The organism is Paenarthrobacter sp. 10L420 (assembly GCF_056395385.1).
Genome location: NZ_JBFTJK010000019.1, coordinates 14,059 through 34,002, shown reverse-complemented (window position 1 = coordinate 34,002; position 19,944 = coordinate 14,059). Strand labels below are relative to the sequence as shown.

The window sequence follows — 19,944 nt, the reverse complement described above, 5'->3', positions numbered from 1 at the left end:
CGCATGAAGGGCTCGCACTTTGTAAAAGCGATCCGCATCACAAATATACGTGAAATCACCGATGGTAGCCAGAGCGCGGCCTTCCTAGGCTGGATCTACTCCCCAGGAATCACAACCCTGCGGCCCCACAATCCATCCCCCAGGAGGCTCACCACCATGCATCTCAAACCAGCCCTCGTTGCCGGCGTCGCGGCCTTGGCCCTGGCGTCTACGGCCTCGCTTTCGGCCTGCAGCGCACCAACATCCAGTTCGTCCAACGGCGAGTGTTCCAAGACGTACACCGTCGGCTTCAGTCACCCGATCGGGGAAGCCGAGGTGATCAAAGCTTTGAAGTCATTGGCGAAGGAGTACTCCACCAAGGTTGGTTGCGTCGACCTGCTTCTGGACAACACCACGGGAATGAAATTGGAAAGCCAGCGCGCCACGGTCGAAAGCTGGGTGACGCAGCAAGTAGACGCCATCGTCCTTTGGCCGGTCGACTCGACGGCTTTCGCCGGTCTCCAGAAGCAGGCGCAGAGCCAGGGCACCAAGTGGCTCACTTATCTGACCAGCATGGACGGACAAGATGGCAGCGTGGGATTTGACAACAAGCTCCAAGGAGAGCAAATCGCGGCGGATGTCACAGAGTGGATCGAGAAGAACTACCCCGACGGCGGGGCAACAGCCGCGGTCACTACGTTGACCACACTGCCGCCTTCTCGCCCCAGATACGAACTTCCCATCAAGGCCATTGAAGCGGCCGGGCTCAAGGTCGTTTCTGAACAGAACTGCACGGATCAAGCATGTGGTCTGCAAATTGCCGAAGACGCCCTTCGCGAGCACCCCGATTTGCGCATATTCATTGGGCTCAGCGACGAGTCCGCGATAGGCGCAATGAAGGCCTTCAAAAACGCTGGAATCGACCCAAATACCGTCTACATAGCTGGCCAGGACGGCTCACCGGAAGGTCTGGCCGCGGTCAAGGAGGGCGGCATGTACCGGGCAAGCTCCGCGATACCCATGGATGCCCTTGCAGCGTCCATCGTTGACGCTGCCATGGCCGCCGCAACGGGTAAGGGCGAGACCAACCTCGTCACGCCAACGGTTCTGGCCAAGGCTGACAACCCGCAACTGGTGGCCGATCTCATCGGGAATTTTGAGCGTAAGGGCCAATGAGATGCCACGGGACGCTCTGGACCAGGAAAAATCTGTGACTTTCGGCCTGATGCTATCGGGTATCCGCAAATCGTATGGGGCAAATCACGTGCTGCGGGGCATTGACATGAATATTCCTGCGGGCACAGTTCACGCACTTCTGGGCGCCAATGGTGCGGGGAAGTCCACACTGTTGGGCTGCCTCAGCGGAGCTACCAGTCCCGATGATGGTGAAATCGTCATCGGGGGACGCCCATACCGTGGGCTCACGCCGACACAAGCTTTTGAAGCTGGATGCGCCATCATTTACCAGCATTTTCAGCTCATCGCGTCGCTCTCCGTCGCGGACAACATATTTCTCGGCCAAGAGCGTCGTAGCGTCCTCGGGGCCATCGATACCCGCCGGCAGGAGCGTGAAGCACAAAGCATCCTCGAATCTTTGGACGTGGACATAAGCCCCAAATCCTTGGTCGGTTCACTATCAGTGGGGGAGCAGCAGATCGTTGAAATCGCCCGGGCGTTGCGACGGAAACCGGACCTGCTCATTTTGGATGAACCAACGGCAGCCCTCGGCCCTCATGAAGTGACGGCCCTGATCCGGCTCGTGCGCCGGCTGGCCACGACGCAGGGACTCACTGTTATCTACGTGACGCACCTGCTGAACGAGGTGTTGCAGGTCGCCGACGCTGTGACTGTCCTCCGCGACGGCCGGGTGCACTGGACCCGGGATCGCCTGGACCTTGAAATGAAGGACCTGGTTGATGGCATCTCCCCAGGCAGCTCACTGACCGGCCGGGCATCAGACTGCGAACCAGGTGCGCCGATGCTGCAGCTGGAGGCACTACAGTGCTCCTTCACGGGGCCTTTGACGACGACAGTGCACGCCAATGAAATCGTCGGACTGTTCGGGCTGTTGGGCTCGGGACGGACGAACCTTCTGGAGTCTCTGGCAGGAGTAAGGAGGCCCGTGGGAGGCGGCGTAAGCCTGTCGCGGACGTCCCCTGCCTCCACTCGGTCCAAGTCACTGAGGGCAGGCATTTCCCTGGTGGCTTCCGATCGAAAAGAACAGTCACTTTTCGGCAGCATGACGGCTGAAGAAAACGTACTTCTTCCGCACTACCTCCAGCTCTCACGAGGATTTCGTAGCCGTGGCCGCGAACGGGCGGCCTTTCTTGAGACCGCGGGGAGGATCCGGCTGAGTCCGATGTCTCCAGGGAATCCAGCGGATTCGTTCTCGGGGGGAAATGCCCAAAAGCTGGTTGTGGGGCGTTGGGCCGGTGAGCTTGGCGACACATCGGTTCTGCTCCTGGATGAACCAACTCAAGGGGTGGACATCGGATCCCGACACGAGATCTACGAATTACTCCGCGAGTTTGTCTCCGGTCCTGAGCGATGCGTGATCTTCGCGAGCAGCGAACCCGAGGAAATCCTTGCGCTTGCCACCCGTGTCTTCGTTCTGGTGGATGGAGTGCCCAGGGAAATCGCCCCCGAAGACATCACAGAAAATTACCTACTGTCAGCTGCCCAAGGCAGTTCTGGCGAAGCGGAAGGAACATCAAAGTGACTACGTTGGAGTCCACCACCATGAGTCCCCCAAGCAACAGCCCAGGGACCAAACAGCGTGTCCTTGCCGGCAAAAAGCTGGTTCTTCAGGGCATCAACTGGTTTATGCCGGCCGCCACCCTCGGTCTCATGGTGTATTTTTCTCTGGCGACCAAGTCTTTCCTTACCGGCGGCAACCTCCTTGCGGTACTAACCCAGAATGGGCCGACCTTCATAGTGGCCGTGGTGGCTGCAGTGTTGCTGATGGCCGGATTCGTAGATCTGTCCGTCGGTTCGACGTTGGCCTTGGCCGGAGTGTGCTCCGGGCTCACTTTCCTGAGTTCCGGTCTCATCCCCGGGCTCTTAGTAGGAATCGCAGTAGGTACAGCAATCGGCGCCATCAATGGATTGCTGATTGGATGGCTGGAACTGTCTCCCTTGGTAGTAACGCTGGGAATGCTCGCAGCTACTCGGGGTGTTGCTCAGTATCTCGCCCCCGATTCGCTTTACGGCTTTCCGTCTGATGTCAATATCCTGGGCAATGGCTCCATTTTCGGTGTGTCCTATCTGGGCCTCGCAGCCCTGTTGGTCATCGGCGCAGCCCTGCTCACCATGAATCGTCTCCCTGTTGGCCGCAAAATTATCGCAATCGGGGTGAATGCAAGGGCTTCCTACCTTGTAGGCATCCCAGTCAAACGCTTGTCAGTGCTTCTCTACGTTGTAGTAGGACTGGCGGCCGGTATTGCAGGTGTCCTGCAGGTGGCGAGACTGGACAGCGCCCCTTCTGGCACCCTTGGGGTCGGATTCGAAGTGACCGTATTGACCGCCGTGCTCCTTGGCGGTGTGCCGTTCAACGGTGGACGTGGCAGCGTCCTTCGCGTGGTTCTTGGAGTATGGCTCATCGCCATCCTTAAGAACGGGCTAACGCTACTCAACTTGGGGCCGGAAATCGCCGGAATCGTGACGGGCAGTGTTCTGGTCCTGGCCGCCGGCCTTGAGGCAATTCGCTTCTGGGTGCAGCGGTCCAAGTGACGCGCTCAGTGACCAGCCACGACTACACCACAAACCTCAAACTCAAGGAGAGAATCATGGACCACGTCACCACTGAAGACATCCCCTGGATGAGCGCGACACATATAAGCGAAAAGGTACGCCGCCAGGAACTTTCCCCTGTCGATATCGCCACATCGATGACGGACCGCATCAAGGCTGTGAATCCGCAATTGAACGCGTACGTTACCTTCGACGAGGAGCAGGTCAACACGGACGCCGAACGCCTGCAGACACAGGTGGACTCGGGTGCAGAGCTTGGGCCGCTTCACGGGGTCCCTTTCGCAGTCAAGGAACTCACCGCCATGAGTGGACTGCCGGCAACGTACGGCTACTTGCCGCTGAAAGGAACCGTAGCTCAGCACGATGCTGCCGTCGTTAAGCGTCTCAAAGCGGCTGGGGGGTTGTTTCTGGGAAAAACGAATATGCCCGAAGGTGGCTACTACGGGGGGACGGACAACCATTTGTACGGGCCCACTCACAATCCCTGGAAAAGCGGCTACTCGGCCGGCGGGTCCAGCGGGGGATCGGCTGCTGCTGTGGCTGCAGGCCTTGCGCCCATTGCAGAGGGGAGCGATGGAGCGGGGTCGGTTCGGATCCCGGCTTCAATGTGTGGTGTTGTCGGAATGAAACCAACCCATGGGCTCATCCCACAGACAATTCTGGGGGGTCGCTTTTATACCTGGATCTATCATGGGCCGATTGCCCGGACAGTGGCTGACGCTGCGCTCATGCTCAATGTCATGGCTGGCCCGGACGACGAAGACCCAACCAGTCTTCCGGACATGAATATTGACTTCACCGAGGAGATCAAGAAGCCGATCGACGGCCTACGGATCGCCTGGTCCTCAGATCTGGGCCTTGGCTACGTGGACCCGGAAGTCTCGGCGATCTGCAGGTCTGCCATGGACGCTTTCGAGGAACTTGGTGCGGTTGTCGAAGAGGCCACTCCGTCATGGGGCGGAGCCCAGGAAGCGATGTGGAACGGCGTCTGGCTTCCTGGATTTGCCAGCCAGGTTGACCTGCTGGACTGGCAGAGCATGACGGGACAGGTGGATGAAAACCTTCTGGAGATCATGAGTCAATGCAAGACGCTGAATGGAGAAGATAAGGGTCGGGCCGACCTCTACCGCGGTCAGATGTGGCAGACCTTCAGAGAGTTCATGTCAGGTTTCGACCTCTTGATTTCTCCAACCCTGACCTCAGCGGCTTTTCCTCTGGAACAGTTCGCGCCCAGCTGGCTTGAGGGTAAGCCGCTCCGGGAGCAGATCCTCGGATGGTTGCTCACGTATCCATTCAACATGATGACGACGCCATCCATCACGGTGCCCGCCGGATTTACCTCGGGAGGGCTGCCCGTTGGACTGCAAATTGCGGGCGGTTTTCACTCGGATGCGAAGGTTCTGAGGGCCGCCGCAGCATTCGAAGCCGCCAGGCCCTGGTCGCACCTCCGCCCTTTTCATTTGGGGGACCGGGAGCTGACGGCTCCACGTCCCACCTAGATGATTAAGTCCTATTGGATTTAGTGGTCGTAGGCGATGAGCGAGCGCTTGCGGGGCGCGTTGATGCGCCAGTTATGCCAGATGCCTGCGGCGAGGGCGAGGAGTCTGGCTGCCACCCGGGCGTAGACGCCGGCCATGGTCCGTCCGCCGTGTTCTTCGAGGCCGAGTTGGCCCTTGAGGGTGTCGAAGACGGATTCAATCCATTGTCGGATGCCGCCGAGTTTGCCGAAGCGGGGTTTCTCGTCCTTGCGGTCCGGGCGGATCAGGTGCGCGCCGAGGTCCTCGGTGATGAACCGTTCGAAGTCGCGGCCGGCGAAGCCTTTGTCCCCGAGGATGACCTGTCCGGCCCGGATGAGGTGGTGGTCGTGTTCGAGTAGGGCCTGGGTGACCTCGCGTTCACCGATCTTCGGGTTCGCCAGGCCCCAGATTACGGGCATGCCTTCAGGGGTGCTGATCAGGTAGAGACGCAGGCCCCAGAAGAACCGGGAGTGGGAGGCACAGTAGCCGTAGCCGGCGTGCCCGGACAGGTCGGAGCGTTTGACGGTTTCCCGGGACATGCCGCACGGCACGGGGGTGGAATCGACCAGGCGCAGGACCTCGTGCCAGCGCGGTAATGGCTGCCGCGATCACAGGGCCCGCGGCCCGGAGACGCTTGTTATAACCGGATTGGTGCGGGATGCCCGGGAACATGCCGGAGAGATGGATCCGGGAGTAACGGATCCATCTGCTCTCCGAGGAGAAGCCGAGCAGGTGCTGTGCCACGGCCAGGCAGAGCAGCTCAGCGTCGCTCAGCACCGGTTTCCGGCCCGGCCGGCGAGCCCTGGACACACCCAGGTCCGGCAGCACATGGTCATCCAAATAGACGTAAAGTGTGGTCAGGAGAGTGTTTAGTTGCGTGTTCACAAACTCGGCTTAACACTCTCCGCCTTACTTTAAAAGCTCCCGCGCCCGCCACAGCAATAGGACTTACTCATCTAGGGATTCCTCGAGTACTGACGAATTCCTGGGGCGGCTTTCGCGCCCCGGGACCCAACTGAAATTAATACGGCTTTCTGGATCGGCCCGGGCGTTCGCGTCCGGGCCGACGCGTTGACAGCTGTCTTGGCCGGCCGCGGGCGCGGGATCCTACGGCAGATATGTGGACAGATATTCGATGCTGGAGCGTTTCATTTCCTGCAGCAGCGCCTCGTTGCCTCGATCAGGCGACTCTCGGTACGCAAGGTCAAATCCCTTGTCCAGCATGCCGACAAAAATCTGGGTCACAACGCCCAGCGGAACCTGAGGCGCTTCGGGCTTGACGTTGGTAATGGTTCGGGCCAAAAAGGCTGCCAATTCGTCGTCGTGCATACGGTTGGCCCGGATCATGCGGCCGGTGAACTCTGTGGAGAACCAGATAGCACGGAAGGCCGGCGTCTCGTTGAAGAATTCGATATGGGCCTCTACGCCGGCTTCGGCCTTCTGTTTCCAGTCAGGTCCGCCCAGGTCGAAATCAACCTTGTCCAGACGGTTATCCAGGTCCTGCAGGCAAGATACAAGGATTTCCTCAAGCAAGGCCTCCCGGCCATCGAAGAAGTTGTAGAGCCAGCCCACAGATACACCTGCCCGCGCCGCTACGGTAGTAGTAGTGACGGCCTCAGGCCCGCCTTCGACGAGAAGATCGATTGCGGCATTCAGCACTGTCTCCATCTTCGACCGGCTCCGCTTCTGTACGGCCGTCCTATGAGCGCCGACCGTGGCGGATGCTTCGGTCAGCAGCTCGGACAGGGAGTGCGGTGGTCCCGACGTCGCCAAGGGATCGACCCCGTCAGGGCTTGGCAGAAGTCCGTCTACCTCGTGCTGTGCTGCCTGACTCATCTGGCGCCCCCTTCGGCCTGCCCAAATACGTAGATGTTTCACCTTTAACCTCAGCCCAGTCTAAGGCGTTCATTACGGATCATGCGTCGCTGCCGGAAATTGCCTATTGCATGAAGTGTGAGCCATGCCTCATACTTCAAATATGAAAGATGAATGTGTTTCATTCTTTCGGACTCTCGCTGGACGCAGCGATGTCCTGCCTGACTACGACTGATCTGCCACCCCTATGTGCGGTAAACCCTCCACAGGAGGTGGCAGAACGATGCGGTCCAACTCCGTCTCATGACAACGACGGTTCCGCATCCTCCCAATGTTCTTTGTCGTGCTCCCCAACAGTGCGCCAAAATTTGAAGAAGGACCCCCATGGCAACTTCCAGTGCCCTTTCCGCGTCATCTGAACAGACAGAAGTCCATCGCCTCAAGTCCGGTTCCCTTGGACTGGTAGGCATTCTTCTGCTGGCTTTCTCCAGTGCAGCGCCCTTGGTGGGCTGCTTGGGCAACATTCCGCTTGCGGTCGCATTCGGCAACGGGGTTGGAGCTCCAGCCGGATTCATCGTCGCAATGGGCGTACTCCTTTGCTTCGCCGTCGGCTATGTAGCAATGACACGACGTCTCAGTGCGACCGGCGGCTTTTACAGCTTTATCAGCAACGGTCTGAGTAAACCGCTCGGGCTGGCATCAGGGCTATCCCTGATGCTGGGGTACCTGTGCGTCCAGGTGGCAGTGTTGGGGGCGATCGGTTACTTCGGCTCTGCCGCACTGAAGCAGTCCTTCGGGATGGACGTGTCTTGGCTTGTCATCGCAGGTATCGCACTGGTCCTCGCCGCTGTGGCATCGTACTTCGGAGTCGAACTCTCAGCTAAGGTTCTCGGCGTCCTGTTCATCGGGGAAATTATCATTCTTGCCATCGTCAATGGTGCCATCTTCATCAACGGTGGACCGGAGGGCGTAAGCCTTGAACCGATCAACCCCATCAACGCCTTCGGAGGAATCGCCCCAGGCATCGGGATCTTCTTCGCCTTCTGGTCCTGGCTCGGATTCGAAGTGGTACCCAACTACGCTGAAGAATCCAAGAACCCCAAGAAACTTGTGCCGCTGGCAACCTACCTTGCAGTCATTGGCATCGGCCTGATTCTCTTCGTCACGGCTTGGGCAACAATCACGGGCTTCGGAACCGGCAAAGTAGTCGATGAAACAACCGGCCTGTTGGGCCAGTCCTACATCTCTCTCGCACAAACGTATGTTGGCGCCTGGGCAGCCGACTGCATCAACTGGCTTGTGATTACCGGTTGTTTCGCGTCTGTGCTGGCATTCCACCAAACTGTTTCACGCTATATCTACGCGATTGCACGTGAGGGTGTTCTGTTCCCGGGCAAGCTGGGCCACACACACGCGCGCTATGGAAGCCCCCACCACGCTGCCGTTGCGACGTTCTTTGGAGCGGCACTCATTCTGGCACTTTTCACGGCTTTCTACTTTGCGGCTCCTTCGGCCCAGGAATTCGCTGGCAACGACTTCAACACGGCCGCCTACTCCGAGGTCTTTGGTTGGTTCGCCATTGCATGTACTTTCTGGGTCATGCTCAATCAGATTCTGTGTTCCATTGCGACCATCCGGTACCACCGGCTGCCAGCGCACCGCATGCACGCGCACTGGTGGCGGACCATGCTGGCCCCCGGAATCGGAGCACTCGGTTTGGGTGGCGCTCTCTACCTGCTGTGGTCGAATCTCAGCTCCCTCGGGGGCGATATCATCTGGGTCAGTCTCATCCCGTGGTTCTGCATCGGCTGGTTTGTCTTCAGCCTCCTCATCGCATTCTGGCTGAAGGCCAAGCGCCCTGCGGCATACGAAGGACTCGGCCGCGTGCTCTCAACGACGGCGGACGACGCCTAGGATCGACGCCTACTCCCGCATAAGAAAAGTAAGCCGCCCCGGGCTGGGGCGGCTTACTTTTCTTAGTCGTTTGGCGGACTTACGCATCGATGGCTCGCGTCAGCCTCTCATCGTGAGGATCAGTTTCCCACCAACAGCGCGATTCTCTAAACGGTCCAGCGCGACGGCCATTTCATCCCATGGCAGGACTGCGGCAACGTGCGGGTCGAGTGCACCTTGCACCATGAGTTCCAGGAGCTTCGCCAGGTCCCGTCCGAAGGGAAGAGGATCGAAGAACAGTTCGAAACCCAGGATCCTGACCAAGGCCCCGTTGTAAACATCACGGACATTGAACGTACTTGGCTCGTCGGACGAATTACCAAAGGCAACCAGGCGGCCCCGTGGATCCAGCATGGAAAGTGTGCGGCCAAGCACGTGGCCGCCCACCGACTCAATGATCACGTCGAAACGATCGTGGACTTGCTCGATGTTGGATACGACCTGTTTGGCGCCCATGGCCCTGATCGCCTCAGCGTCGGTGCCCTTCGAGACCAGAGCCGTAACCATGGCTCCTGCTCGCGCGGCGAGTTGAACAGCGAACTGGCCAACACCGCCGGAGGCGCCGGTGATCAGGACATGATCGCCGAGGCCCGTCTCGCCCAGCCGCAATGTGCGTAAGGCGGTGAGTGCGGCCGTCGGCAGGGCAGCGGCCTGAGCGAACGTCAGCTCATCAGGAATGGCTGCAATCGAGTCTCGCTGCACGGCGACCATCTCTGCCCAAGCGCCATGTTCCACTATTCCGAGAACCCTCGAACCAGCCGTCAGTTCGTCGCTGGCGTCCTCCATGAGGACACCAGCGAAGTCCCAGCCTGGGATGATGCCTGCGGCCGCAGCGCGAAGTGCACGCATCTCGCCTCGGTTTAGGGAAATGGCATGAACCTCAACCAGGACTTCTTCAGGCTGTACTGAAGGCATGGGGACGTCCTGGATGGCGATTCGGCCGGGCGCCTCAGGGCTGACGGCCAGTGCACGCATTGTTGACGTGGCGGGTGGTGAGTGTTTCACGGTCCTCCGGGGGTGCGTTCTGCGGCGGGTTAATGACTAGGCCGGGGAGACGATGACGCCTTCGCGGTAGTCGAAAGCCCTGCGCTGGTGGGTAGTGTCGGAGAATACCCAGATGACAGTGCAGTCTTCGGTGATCGCGTCTACTGTTGCCCGATACGGCTCGCCAACAGATTCACTTACCAGGACGTTCTGGGTAGGCCGAAGCCCGGACCAGTTCTGACTGGTCCGGGCTTCGGTGGTGGAGGCTGTTTCCATCCGCGTGCCTTCCTAAGGAGCTTCTGCGGGGCTATTGGCAGTGACATAGGTGGAAACGGTCCGCGCTTCCAGCTCGGGGATGATATGTACAGCCCCGATGGTGAGGAAGTGTTGCGTCTGCCGATGCAGATCGAAGTCCTCGGCAGTGTGATAGCTCTCAAGGATGACAATCTTCCGGTCATCCTCAACTCCACGGAAGAATTCGTAGGAGATGTTGCCGGGTTCGTCGCGGGTTTGGGCTGCCATTCTTCCCAGATGCCCAAGAACCTCATCCGTGGTTCCAGGCTTGGTTCTGTATCTGGCAACGACATTGAAAGTGCTGGTCATGATGTCTCCTATTGGTCTTGGTGGGATGCGCCGATGGCCACGCCGGCCCCGGCGGGGAGCTCTTGGCAGGCGCGGAAACGCGTGAGCACGTCTGGATCATGGCCCGCGATGACGGTAAGTCCGCGCTGCCGCACTTCTTCCCGGATGAAGGCAAAGGCCTCGTACATGGCTGGCAGGTCACTGATTGCCGTAAAAGGCATGTCCCGCTCAAGCTCCTCGTAGAAATGGACAGCATCTGAGGCCAGCAGCACTTCGCCCTCCGAGGTGGGGACGTAGACAACTGCCTGCCCCGGCGTGTGGCCGCCGACTTCCACGAGCCTGAGTCCCGGCGCCGGTGATGTTTCGCCCGAGAATAGTTTCAGGCGCCCCTGGGCTTCTGCCAGGCGGAGCTGATCAATCTCGACGTCTTCTGAATAGAAGGAGAACTGGATGTGCCCAGCTGTGGCGGACGTCCAGAACTTGTATTCTGCTTCCGCCATATGTATCCGCGCGTTCGGGAACAGATCCAGGTTGCCAATGTGGTCATAGTGACCGTGGGTCACGATGACGTCATCAACACCGGCCGGGGCGATGCCCAGCAGGTTAAGTGCCTCGGCAGGGTGCAACAGCAGAGTGCGGCCACGTCGGCGGCCGGCATCTTCGCCAAAGCCGGTGTCCACGACAACGGTTCCTTCCGACCCTTGAAGGACCCAGAAGTAGTAGTCCACCGTGGTCGGGCCGTCGTCTTCCCCGTACAAGCGGTAGTTAAGGTAGATGTCGCTGCGTTCTGTGGCCCGGGTCCCGACGCGAACGGCGACAACCCGGTAGCCGCCGTCGTTCTTAGCCGGCGCCATTGCCGCCCTCGTGAACGGCCACGGAGGGTTCGATTCCGTCAGCGCCGACCACTTCGCGCCAAGCCTCGAAACCAGCTTGGAATGCTACGACGCCGGCTTCGGGGAGCGAAATCTCGATCGCTTCGAGGATTTCGGTCGGCGTGAGGCCAAGGTCGAGCGCTACGCGGATGTGGGACTGGATGTGGCCCTTGGAAGCGCGCATGACCGTGAGGCTCACAATGAAGATGAGTTCCTTTGTCTTACGGTCAAGGGTGCGCTCATCCAAGTAGGCGGCGGAAACGACATGGTTCGCCGCCTGAAGTACGGGAAAATCGTGCTTGGCCATGACCTTGTGGTAATCGAGCACGTACCCGCGTTTGCGCGCCATGTCGTCGATGTAGGTCTGGGCCTCGGCGGTCTGGTCGTTGAGGTCAATGGTCATACTGGTGTCCTTTCGGATGGTGCGGCAATCAGCCAGCGCGCAGCGGCGTGCCGTTGAGTTTTTCGTAGTATCGGGCAAATTCGGTGTGGTCGGGGACGTCACTGTCCAGGATTTCCCGCGCTTTCTCGGCGGTTTCTTGCGCAGTGAGCACGATCGGCGCTTCAGCGGACTGCTGGCAAATGAGGTTCCTGGCAATCTTGAGGTCCTTGAGCATAAGGTCCATGGCAAAACCGGAATCAAAACTGCCGGTCAGGATATGGCGGGGGTACTTGAACTCTGATGCCTGGCTCCGACCCGTGGAGCCATTGATGACTTCCAACATCTTTTCCGGCGCAATTCCAGCCGTCGCGGCAACCGTAAGGATTTCGGCGGCGGCGGCGAGGTTGGTGGCCGACAGCAGGTTGTTCAGGGCTTTTGCTGCGTGTCCCGTTCCCGGGGGCCCGACATGAGTGATGGACTCACCAAGGTTACGAAGATGCCGTTTGGCACGTTCGACGGCGGTGCTTTCGCCTCCAACCATGATGGCAAGCTTCCCGGTCAAGGCTTTTGCGACACCACCGGACACCGGTGCATCGACGTAATCGATGCCGAGAGCGGCGGCTTCAGCAGCGAGGGCGGCAGTGCTTTCGGGTTCGGAGGAACTCATGTCGATGATCAACGTTCCAGCTGCCAGTTGCCGAAGTAGTCCCGGACTGGTGCGCAGGACGGACTCAATGATCCGGCTGTTGGGGAGCATGAGGATCACGGTCCCCACGTGTGACGGGATGTTCTCCAGGTCCGGCAGAGCTGTGCCGTTCGTCGCCGCAGCTACCTCCGCGGCGACTGCAGGATTCGTGTCGTATACGAACAGTTCGCGGCCGGGGGAGTAGTTGATGGCCATTGGCCGGCCCATGTTGCCGAGTCCTACAAACAGGGAAGCGTGAGTGTCAGCGATTACCATGTCGACGTTCCTCCATCGATGGTGAGTACAGATCCCGTGGCGAAGCTGGACTCTTTGGCGGCAAGCCAGACAATGGCTTCGGCTACTTCTTCCGGACGGCCCATGCGATGCATGGGCGAACGGCCGTTAAGGGCGTCTACGAGCTTTTGCGGTTCCTCTGACTCGGAGATCATTTTGTCGAAATAGGGCGAGTTGATGGTTCCTGGAGCGACGGCATTGACGCGAATGCCTTGATCCACGTGGTCAAGGGCCATGGCCCGGGTCAAGGCAGAAACCCCGCCCTTCGAGGCCACATATGCGGCGCGATCGCGGATGCCAACGTTCGCGGTGTACGAGGAAGTGTTAACGATCCTGCCGTCACCGGTTTTCGCGAGTTCCGGGATGGCGTACTTTGAGCAGAGGTATACGCCCTTGAGGTTAACGGACATGAGGCGATCCCAGTTGTCCTCGTCAATTTCCAGCACGTTCCCGGGGAAACCGAATCCTGCATTGTTGCAGAGGACATCGATGCCCCCAAAGTTATCGACGACGGTTTTGATCATTGACTGGACGCTTGCTGAGTCGCTGACGTCGACGGTGACTGCAAGCGCCTTGGCGCCTGCCTCGTCGGCAACTTCCCGGGCAGCCGTTTCGTTCTTGTCGGCAATGACCACGTTGGCGCCAAGCTCAGCGAATCGGAGGGCAGCTGCCCTGCCGATACCGCTGCCGGCGCCGGTCACTATGACAGTTTGATCGGTGAAATTCACGAGGCGCTTCCCTTAAGGTCAATGATCTGGCGGATGACTTTGCCTTCGCGGAGTTCATCCATGGCATGGTTGATGTCGTCCAGAGCGATGGTGCCGGAGATGAGCTTTTCTACCGGCAGGACGCCATCCAGGTACATCTGGGCATAGCGGGCAATATCTTCGGAAGGAATACCGGAGCCCATGTAGGAGCCGATCAACTGCCGGGCTTCAACCACCAGGCTCAACGGCGAGATTTCCAGACGTGCTTCAGGGCGTGGAAGTCCGACTGTCACAGTTCGGCCACCTGGCTTGGTCAAGTCGATGGCTCCGGACAGCGCAGCGGGGTTTCCCACGCACTCGATCACGGCGTCGAACTTTAGGCCGGCGGCCGCTGCGTCGGCTGGTGTGTAAGCAGCAGTTGCACCGATTTCCAGCGAAGTTTCCAGCTTGGACGGGAGCATGTCGATTGCAACGACCTCAGCTGCACCTGCGGCTATGGCCACAAGGGCAGCTGCAAGGCCAACGCCGCCCATGCCGACGATCGCAACAGTCTCGCCTGGCCGGACCTTTGCCGCGTTGATGACGGCGCCGCCCCCCGTTAGCACGGCGCACCCAAGTAGGGCACCAACGTCTGCGGGCACGCCTTCGGGCAGTGGCACCACCGAGTGCTTGTCCACGACGGCATACTCGGCAAACGCCGATACCCCGCCGTGGTGGTCAAGGGGCTTGCCGTTAATGCGGAGACGCCGGTCGCCATGAAGCAGCGTTCCTTCCGCGTTGGCCTTGGTGCCCTCAAGGCAGAGTGCCCAACCGCTGGAGGTGCATGCAGCGCATTCACCACAGCGCGGCATGAAAGTCATCGTGACCCGCTGCCCGACCTTCAGATCGTCGCAGTCTTCCCCAAGCTCTTCTATGATGCCCGAGCCTTCGTGACCCAGGACCATCGGTACTGCGCAGACGCGTACACCACTGACGCGCGAGAGGTCTGAGTGGCACACTCCCGCGGCTTCCATTCGAATGAGTACTTCACCGCGGCCCGGGGCATCAAGGGTCAATTCAGCAACGTTGATGGGGGTTGTTTCCTCCCAGGGCGTGGGCGCCCCGATGGTTTCCAGAACCGCTCCTCTGAACTTCATCGTTCTACTCCAGTCCCCGCCGTCGCCGGCGGCATATTTCTCATGAGCTGCACTTCGCGCTAATCCAGTATTACAGTAATACTTGCGAGTGTGTCCAGTCCCACTATCGGCGTTATCGCGTATGATGATGAAACCCTTTAGAAGGAATGCCATGACTATTGACGCTATCCGCAGGACAGCAGCCCCACTCCGTACGGAAGTGGTTAACGCGCTACGCCGCGCCATTGTTGCCCAGGAATTTGCTCCGGGCGACCGACTCGTTGAAACGGTAATGTGCGAGAAATACTCCGTGAGTCGGACCGTGATACGCGAAGCTCTAAGGCAGCTCGAGTCTGAGGGCCTCGTGACAATGGTTCCGAATCGGGGTCCCGAAGTTGCCACGCTCAGCATCCATGACGCGGAAAGTCTGTACGAAGTCCGCCGCGCCCTCGAATCCCTCGCTGGCAGTCTCTTCGCGGAGCGGGCAAGCGATTCGCAGTGCGCGGAGCTGGTCTCCCGATTGGGCGAAGTCAAAGCCGCAGTGGCTTCAGGAGACCCCGAAAAGCGTCTAGCCGCGAAGGATCGCTACTACGACGTTCTTCTGGACGGCACGGGAAATGCTGAGATCGCACGAATGTTGCGAAGCGTCAATGCGCGGACGCAGATGCTCCGAACGCTTTCCTTGGCGTCACCCGGCCGCGACGCCCGCACCATCGCTGAGATCACCCGGATCACGGCTGCGGCGGCCGTCAATCGCGATCCTGATGAAGCCCGTTCGGCGTGCGAAGAGCATGTTCGCAATGCTGCCGAAGCCGCCTTGGGGGAGATGCGTAAACTTCGGGCGAATTGATTCCGGCACCTTTCTGGCCCCGTTCCGTCCGATGGCGGAAGCGGGGCCTTTTTTGTTTCGTCGCGGTTGACGTGGGTCACACAGGGCCTCTAAGCTCATAAGACCGTAATACGGTCTTATGACCTCCAGCTCTAGCTGGTTCTCCAACTCTGCTTCGAAAGGTTGAGCGTAATGCGCGCATCATCCGCGACACTGGCGTCGCCGCCTTCACCGGCCAAGGTCGCCATGGCCAGCTTCATCGGCACCACTATTGAGTGGTATGACTACTACATCTTTGGTGCCGCCACAGTCTTGGTGCTGAACAGCCAGTTTTTCCCAACCTTGGACCCGTTCGCAGGCACGCTTGCCTCCTTTGCCACCTTTGCGGTCGCTTTCATCGCCCGCCCTTTCGGTGGCGCCTTCTTTGGACATTTTGGTGACAAGATCGGCCGGAAGAAGATGCTCGTTTGGTCGGTGCTGGCGATGGGACTTGGCACGTTGGTCGTTGGCTTGCTACCCAACTACGCGACCATCGGTATCTGGGCTCCGATCCTGCTCGTCGTCTGCCGCTTCCTTCAGGGCTTCGCTGTCGGCGGTGAATGGGGAGGCGCCGTACTGATGTCTTTGGAGCACGCCCCAGCCAACAAGCGTGCATTCTTTGCCAGCTTCCCCCAGGCCGGCGTCCCGGCCGGCACGGTTCTCTCCAGCGGCACCTTTGCTCTTATTGCCCTCATGCCTCAGGACCAGCTTCTGTCCTGGGGTTGGCGGATTCCCTTTGTTGCCTCCATCTTGCTGGTCATCATTGGCCTATGGATCCGGCTCAAAGTCACCGAGTCTCCTGAGTTCCTGGAAATCCAGGAAAAGAACGAAGTCCCCAAGGTACCGGCGTTCGAGGTCTTCAAGCACCACAAGCGCTCACTCATGCACGGTATTCTCTGCGGGTTCGCTCCGAACTTTACGTTCTACATCGCAACCGTGTTCCTGGTCAGCTATGGCCCCAAACAGCTCGGCATCCCGTCAAGCACGATCTTCGTTGCGCTGATGATCGCCGCCTCACTTCAGGTATTCACGTTGCCCTTCTTCGCCACCTTCGCGGATAAGTACAGCCAGAAGAAGGTCCTGCTGACCGGCTGCGTCCTGGTGGGATTGGGTGCCTTTCCGGTCTTCGCTCTCTTCAGCACGGGAACCTTTTGGGGGATCCTTTTGGCCCTCGTGATCGCGCTTCCCATCCTTCATGGGGTCTCGTATGGTGTGATCTCAGGTTTCACGGCAGAACTCTTTCCCACGGAAGTGCGTTACACAGGGACGTCCCTCGCATATCAGCTCGGTGGCATCGTCACTTCCGCACCAGTGCCGATCATCGCGACCCTCCTGATTCAGCAGTATCAGTCCAGCAACGCGGTCGCTTGGTACATGGTCATCTCGGCAGCGCTGGGTTTCATCGCCATCGTCACTGCAAAAACAATTCGTGACAGCAGGGCCAACTCCGCCGTCCGCGTGGACGAACTAAGCATCTGAGTCTTATCGCGGTTGCAGGGCCGGGGCTATTGTCCGGGCCTCCCAACCGAGCACTGTGAGTCCGTCCCCGAACGCAGAAAGATATTTCATGACTTCAACTACCGGCACACCCCCTGCCATTTCGGAATTGTGGTTCACCCATCTAGCCAATGCAGTGCACGGTGATCGGGAGCTTCAGGTCATCGGCAGATACAGCAACTTCTGGATTGACGCCGTTTCGCCAGGCCATTGGCGGGTTGCCCTGAACTTCCACGGTTCCAGCCTCATTCCCACGCCCTGGAAAGACTTGCCGCTTGACCACATTGTCATTTCGGCCACACCAGTTGGCTGGGGACAGATCTTCGACCCCCAACCTAAACCGTTGCTGCATGACCTACTTGCGCTCGGAAAGAACAGCCCGGATGTAACGCTAGGCGGTTCCGACGTCGAACTCGTCCGCAACTTGAGGGTCCTCTCACGCCTCGTGGACCTCGGAAAGGCTCTCCATGTCCAGCACTGAGATTTCAGCAGCCCGATTCGAAGATGTCGTTGGCCGCTACGTGAACCTGCGCTCGTCGGGCCGGGAGCAGCGCATTTACTTCGAAGAAGCCGGCACCGGACCTGTCCTGCTTTGCCTGCACACGGCGGGAGCGGATTCCCGACAGTTCCGGCACCTGCTTAATGATCCGGAGATCACCAGCCGATTCCGAGTGGTAGCGTTCGACCTTCCCTGGCACGGCCGGTCACTCCCACCCGAAGGGTGGTGGGAAGAAGAATATCTACTCACCGCCGATGCTTACGTCGCTATTGTCCGCGACTTTGCCGCCGCCCTGAACCTGGATCAACCGACAGTGATTGGTTGTTCCATGGCTGGGTCCCTCGTGCTCGAATTGGCTCGCAGGCACGCTGACGAAATCGGCGGAGTCATTGGCCTGTCAGGAGCGCTCAAGGTCAACGGGCGCTTCCAGGACTGGTCCCTGCGGCCGGATGTTAATGCCCAGCAATCTGTGCCCACCTGGACGTCGAGCCTCATGGCGCCGCAAAGCCCTGAGGTTTCCCGGCGAGAGGTTTGGTGGATCTACAGTCAAGGTGGCCCGGGGATTTACCGGGGTGACACCTACTTCTACTCTCAGGATCTGGACCTGAGGGGAAGGGGCCACGAGATCGACACCGAAGCCTGCCCCGTGTACCTTCTCACGGGCGAATACGATCACGCCTGCACTCCAGCCGACACCGCAGATGCCATCGCCGAAATTCCGGGGGCCAAGGGTGGCGCGATGAAGGACATCGGGCACTTCCCGATGGCCGAGAACTACCCGCTGTTCAAGACTCACCTGCTGCCGATCCTTGATGAGCTCCACCCAGAGGTCGTCAGTGATCTCGACCCATTTGCCTTGGAAGGAACCCCCAATGTCTGAAACGGCCACTGTCACCCCCGAACTCGAGCGCCTTCTGCTCTCGACTGTTCCCACTGGATTGCTGATCAATGGCCAGTGGCGCGATGCCAGCGGTGGCGGTACGTTCGTCGTCGAAGACCCCGCAACCGGAAAGAAGCTTCTGGAGATCGCAGACGCCACCAGCGCCGATGCGATGGCAGCACTGGATGCTGCCGACGCCGTTCAAGCGTCCTGGGCACGGACCGCCCCTCGCGTCCGGGCGGAAATCCTGCGTCGCGGTTTTGAACTTGTCACCGAACGGGCCGAAGACTTTGCGCTGCTGATGACCCTGGAGATGGGTAAGCCTCTGGCTGAGGCACGCGGCGAAGTGACCTATGGCGCCGAGTTCCTGCGCTGGTTCTCAGAGGAGACCGTCCGCGATTACGGCCGGTACCTCACGTCCCCTGAGGGGAAGAACAAGATACTGGTCCAGCGCAAGCCCGTGGGGCCGTGCCTGCTGATCACACCGTGGAACTTCCCGCTGGCCATGGCCACTCGAAAGGTTGCTCCGGCCATTGCGGCCGGCTGCACCATGGTCCTCAAGCCAGCCAAGTTCACACCGCTGACGTCGCTGTTGTTCGCCAAGGTGATGCAGGAAGCAGGCCTGCCTGCCGGTGTGCTGAACGTCGTCGCTTCATCATCCGCGTCAGCGATCTCGGGGCCCCTGATGAAGGACTCGCGCCTTCGGAAGGTCTCGTTCACGGGTTCGACGCCGGTAGGCCGACGGTTACTTGCGGACGCGTCGCACAACGTGCTCCGCACCTCGATGGAGTTGGGCGGCAATGCTCCGTTCATCGTGTTCGAGGACGCCGACGTGGACAAGGCTGTACAAGGCGCGATGGCAGCGAAGATGCGCAACATGGGCGAAGCCTGCACCGCAGCCAACCGTTTCCTGGTGCACGAATCGGTCGCAGATGTCTTCACCTTGAAGTTTGCTGCGGCCATGGGTTCACTGACGCTGGGCCGAGGCACTGACCCGGGTACCGCCGTCGGGCCCATCATCGATGGTGGTGCCCGCAAGGACATCCACGCCCTGGTCACCGAAGCAGTAGAGCAAGGGGCCACTGTGGCAACCGGCGGCGCACCGCGCGACGGCGCGGGCTACTTCTATCCGCCCACCGTTCTGGCCAACGTCCCGCACGATGCAACGATTCTGGCCAGCGAAATTTTTGGCCCCGTTGCTCCGGTCACCACCTTCCGCACTGAGGAAGAAGCCATCCGCCTGGCAAATTCCTCCGAGTACGGACTGGCTTCCTACCTCTTCAGCCGCGACCACGCCCGAATGCTACGGGTCGCCGAGCAGATCGAGTTCGGCATGGTCGGATTCAACAGCGGCATGATCTCCAACGCTGCGGCTCCGTTCGGTGGCGTCAAGCAGTCCGGACTCGGCCGGGAAGGTGGCGCCGAAGGCCTCGCCGAATACACCACTGCGCAGTACATCGCCATCCCCGACCCGTACGCAGTCTAAACGCGATGTCCTCGCGCTGATAAGCGCTGATCGTCGCCCTCACGCTGGCCCCCGCCCTTTGCTCGCAACAGGGGCGGGG

19 protein-coding genes and 1 pseudogene are annotated in these 19,944 nt (G+C 59.8%); 10 read left to right on the top strand and 10 right to left on the bottom strand.

Features of this window, described 5'->3' with window-relative positions; genetic code table 11:
* Positions 1–156: 156 nt before the first annotated feature.
* From AC1DD5_RS21245 to AC1DD5_RS21230, 4 genes are read left to right on the top strand one after another with little or no spacing between them, the layout of a single operon-like run.
* Positions 157–1,155: a sugar ABC transporter substrate-binding protein gene (locus AC1DD5_RS21245; protein WP_477522699.1), complete on the top strand. Its 999-nt coding sequence runs from the start codon at positions 157–159 to the stop codon at positions 1,153–1,155.
* A gap of 1 nt (position 1,156) precedes the next feature.
* Positions 1,157–2,698: a sugar ABC transporter ATP-binding protein gene (locus AC1DD5_RS21240; RefSeq protein ID WP_442017931.1), complete on the top strand. Its 1,542-nt coding sequence runs from the start codon at positions 1,157–1,159 to the stop codon at positions 2,696–2,698.
* Positions 2,695–3,708 carry an ABC transporter permease gene (locus AC1DD5_RS21235; RefSeq protein WP_442017932.1) on the top strand — a complete coding sequence of 338 codons (1,014 nt, stop codon included), beginning with the start codon at positions 2,695–2,697 and terminating at the stop codon, positions 3,706–3,708. Before AC1DD5_RS21240 ends, AC1DD5_RS21235 begins: the two co-directional genes overlap by 4 nt.
* A 56-nt stretch (positions 3,709–3,764) precedes the next feature.
* Complete coding sequence (locus AC1DD5_RS21230) at positions 3,765–5,228, top strand: amidase (RefSeq protein WP_442017933.1); 1,464 nt, start codon at positions 3,765–3,767, stop codon at positions 5,226–5,228.
* 20 nt (positions 5,229–5,248) lie between these two features.
* On the opposite strand, the pseudogene AC1DD5_RS21225 reads toward AC1DD5_RS21230, so the two are convergent.
* Positions 5,249–6,131 (bottom strand): annotated as a pseudogene (locus AC1DD5_RS21225) (IS982 family transposase).
* Between the two features lie 222 nt (positions 6,132–6,353).
* A complete protein-coding gene (locus AC1DD5_RS21220) occupies positions 6,354–7,082 on the bottom strand; it encodes a TetR/AcrR family transcriptional regulator (RefSeq protein WP_442017934.1) in 729 nt (242 codons plus the stop codon).
* 363 nt (positions 7,083–7,445) lie between these two features.
* Here AC1DD5_RS21220 and AC1DD5_RS21215 point away from each other — a divergent pair, with 363 nt between their 5' ends.
* Complete coding sequence (locus AC1DD5_RS21215) at positions 7,446–8,975, top strand: APC family permease (protein WP_442017935.1); 1,530 nt, start codon at positions 7,446–7,448, stop codon at positions 8,973–8,975.
* Positions 8,976–9,074: 99 nt separating this feature from the next.
* Here AC1DD5_RS21215 and AC1DD5_RS21210 read toward each other — a convergent pair whose 3' ends face one another.
* Genes AC1DD5_RS21210 through AC1DD5_RS21175 form a run of 8 tightly spaced genes read right to left on the bottom strand, consistent with a single transcriptional unit; the run spans position 9,075 to position 14,656 of the window.
* Positions 9,075–10,019 carry a zinc-binding dehydrogenase gene (locus AC1DD5_RS21210; RefSeq protein ID WP_442017936.1) on the bottom strand — a complete coding sequence of 315 codons (945 nt, stop codon included), beginning with the start codon at positions 10,017–10,019 and terminating at the stop codon, positions 9,075–9,077.
* 36 nt (positions 10,020–10,055) lie between these two features.
* Positions 10,056–10,274 carry a hypothetical protein gene (locus AC1DD5_RS21205; protein WP_442017937.1) on the bottom strand — a complete coding sequence of 73 codons (219 nt, stop codon included), beginning with the start codon at positions 10,272–10,274 and terminating at the stop codon, positions 10,056–10,058.
* 12 nt (positions 10,275–10,286) lie between these two features.
* A complete protein-coding gene (locus tag AC1DD5_RS21200; RefSeq protein WP_431114755.1) occupies positions 10,287–10,601 on the bottom strand; it encodes a putative quinol monooxygenase in 315 nt (104 codons plus the stop codon).
* A gap of 8 nt (positions 10,602–10,609) precedes the next feature.
* Entirely contained in the window at positions 10,610–11,434 is an 825-nt protein-coding gene (locus AC1DD5_RS21195; protein ID WP_477522698.1) for an N-acyl homoserine lactonase family protein, read from the bottom strand.
* Positions 11,421–11,855: a carboxymuconolactone decarboxylase family protein gene (locus AC1DD5_RS21190; RefSeq protein ID WP_442017939.1), complete on the bottom strand. Its 435-nt coding sequence runs from the start codon at positions 11,853–11,855 to the stop codon at positions 11,421–11,423. Before AC1DD5_RS21190 ends, AC1DD5_RS21195 begins: the two co-directional genes overlap by 14 nt.
* Positions 11,856–11,883: 28 nt before the next feature.
* A complete protein-coding gene (locus AC1DD5_RS21185; RefSeq protein ID WP_477522697.1) occupies positions 11,884–12,795 on the bottom strand; it encodes an NAD(P)-dependent oxidoreductase in 912 nt (303 codons plus the stop codon).
* On the bottom strand, positions 12,789–13,541 hold the full coding sequence (locus tag AC1DD5_RS21180; protein ID WP_477522696.1) for an SDR family oxidoreductase: 753 nt from the start codon (positions 13,539–13,541) through the stop codon (positions 12,789–12,791). The genes AC1DD5_RS21185 and AC1DD5_RS21180 overlap by 7 nt, the downstream gene beginning before the upstream one ends.
* Positions 13,538–14,656: an alcohol dehydrogenase catalytic domain-containing protein gene (locus tag AC1DD5_RS21175; protein ID WP_442017942.1), complete on the bottom strand. Its 1,119-nt coding sequence runs from the start codon at positions 14,654–14,656 to the stop codon at positions 13,538–13,540. The genes AC1DD5_RS21180 and AC1DD5_RS21175 overlap by 4 nt, the downstream gene beginning before the upstream one ends.
* Positions 14,657–14,807: 151 nt before the next feature.
* On the opposite strand from AC1DD5_RS21175, the gene AC1DD5_RS21170 reads away from it, so the two are divergent.
* The 5 genes from AC1DD5_RS21170 to AC1DD5_RS21150 all read left to right on the top strand — a co-directional run bounded on the left by AC1DD5_RS21170 (position 14,808) and on the right by AC1DD5_RS21150 (position 19,865).
* On the top strand, positions 14,808–15,485 hold the full coding sequence (locus AC1DD5_RS21170) for a GntR family transcriptional regulator (protein ID WP_442017943.1): 678 nt from the start codon (positions 14,808–14,810) through the stop codon (positions 15,483–15,485).
* Positions 15,486–15,656: 171 nt separating this feature from the next.
* Complete coding sequence (locus AC1DD5_RS21165) at positions 15,657–16,982, top strand: MFS transporter (RefSeq protein ID WP_442017944.1); 1,326 nt, start codon at positions 15,657–15,659, stop codon at positions 16,980–16,982.
* 88 nt (positions 16,983–17,070) lie between these two features.
* On the top strand, positions 17,071–17,481 hold the full coding sequence (locus tag AC1DD5_RS21160) for a hypothetical protein (protein WP_477522695.1): 411 nt from the start codon (positions 17,071–17,073) through the stop codon (positions 17,479–17,481).
* Positions 17,468–18,379: an alpha/beta fold hydrolase gene (locus AC1DD5_RS21155; RefSeq protein WP_477522694.1), complete on the top strand. Its 912-nt coding sequence runs from the start codon at positions 17,468–17,470 to the stop codon at positions 18,377–18,379. The genes AC1DD5_RS21160 and AC1DD5_RS21155 overlap by 14 nt, the downstream gene beginning before the upstream one ends.
* A complete protein-coding gene (locus tag AC1DD5_RS21150; protein WP_477522693.1) occupies positions 18,372–19,865 on the top strand; it encodes an NAD-dependent succinate-semialdehyde dehydrogenase in 1,494 nt (497 codons plus the stop codon). The genes AC1DD5_RS21155 and AC1DD5_RS21150 overlap by 8 nt, the downstream gene beginning before the upstream one ends.
* Positions 19,866–19,944: the final 79 nt, after the last annotated feature.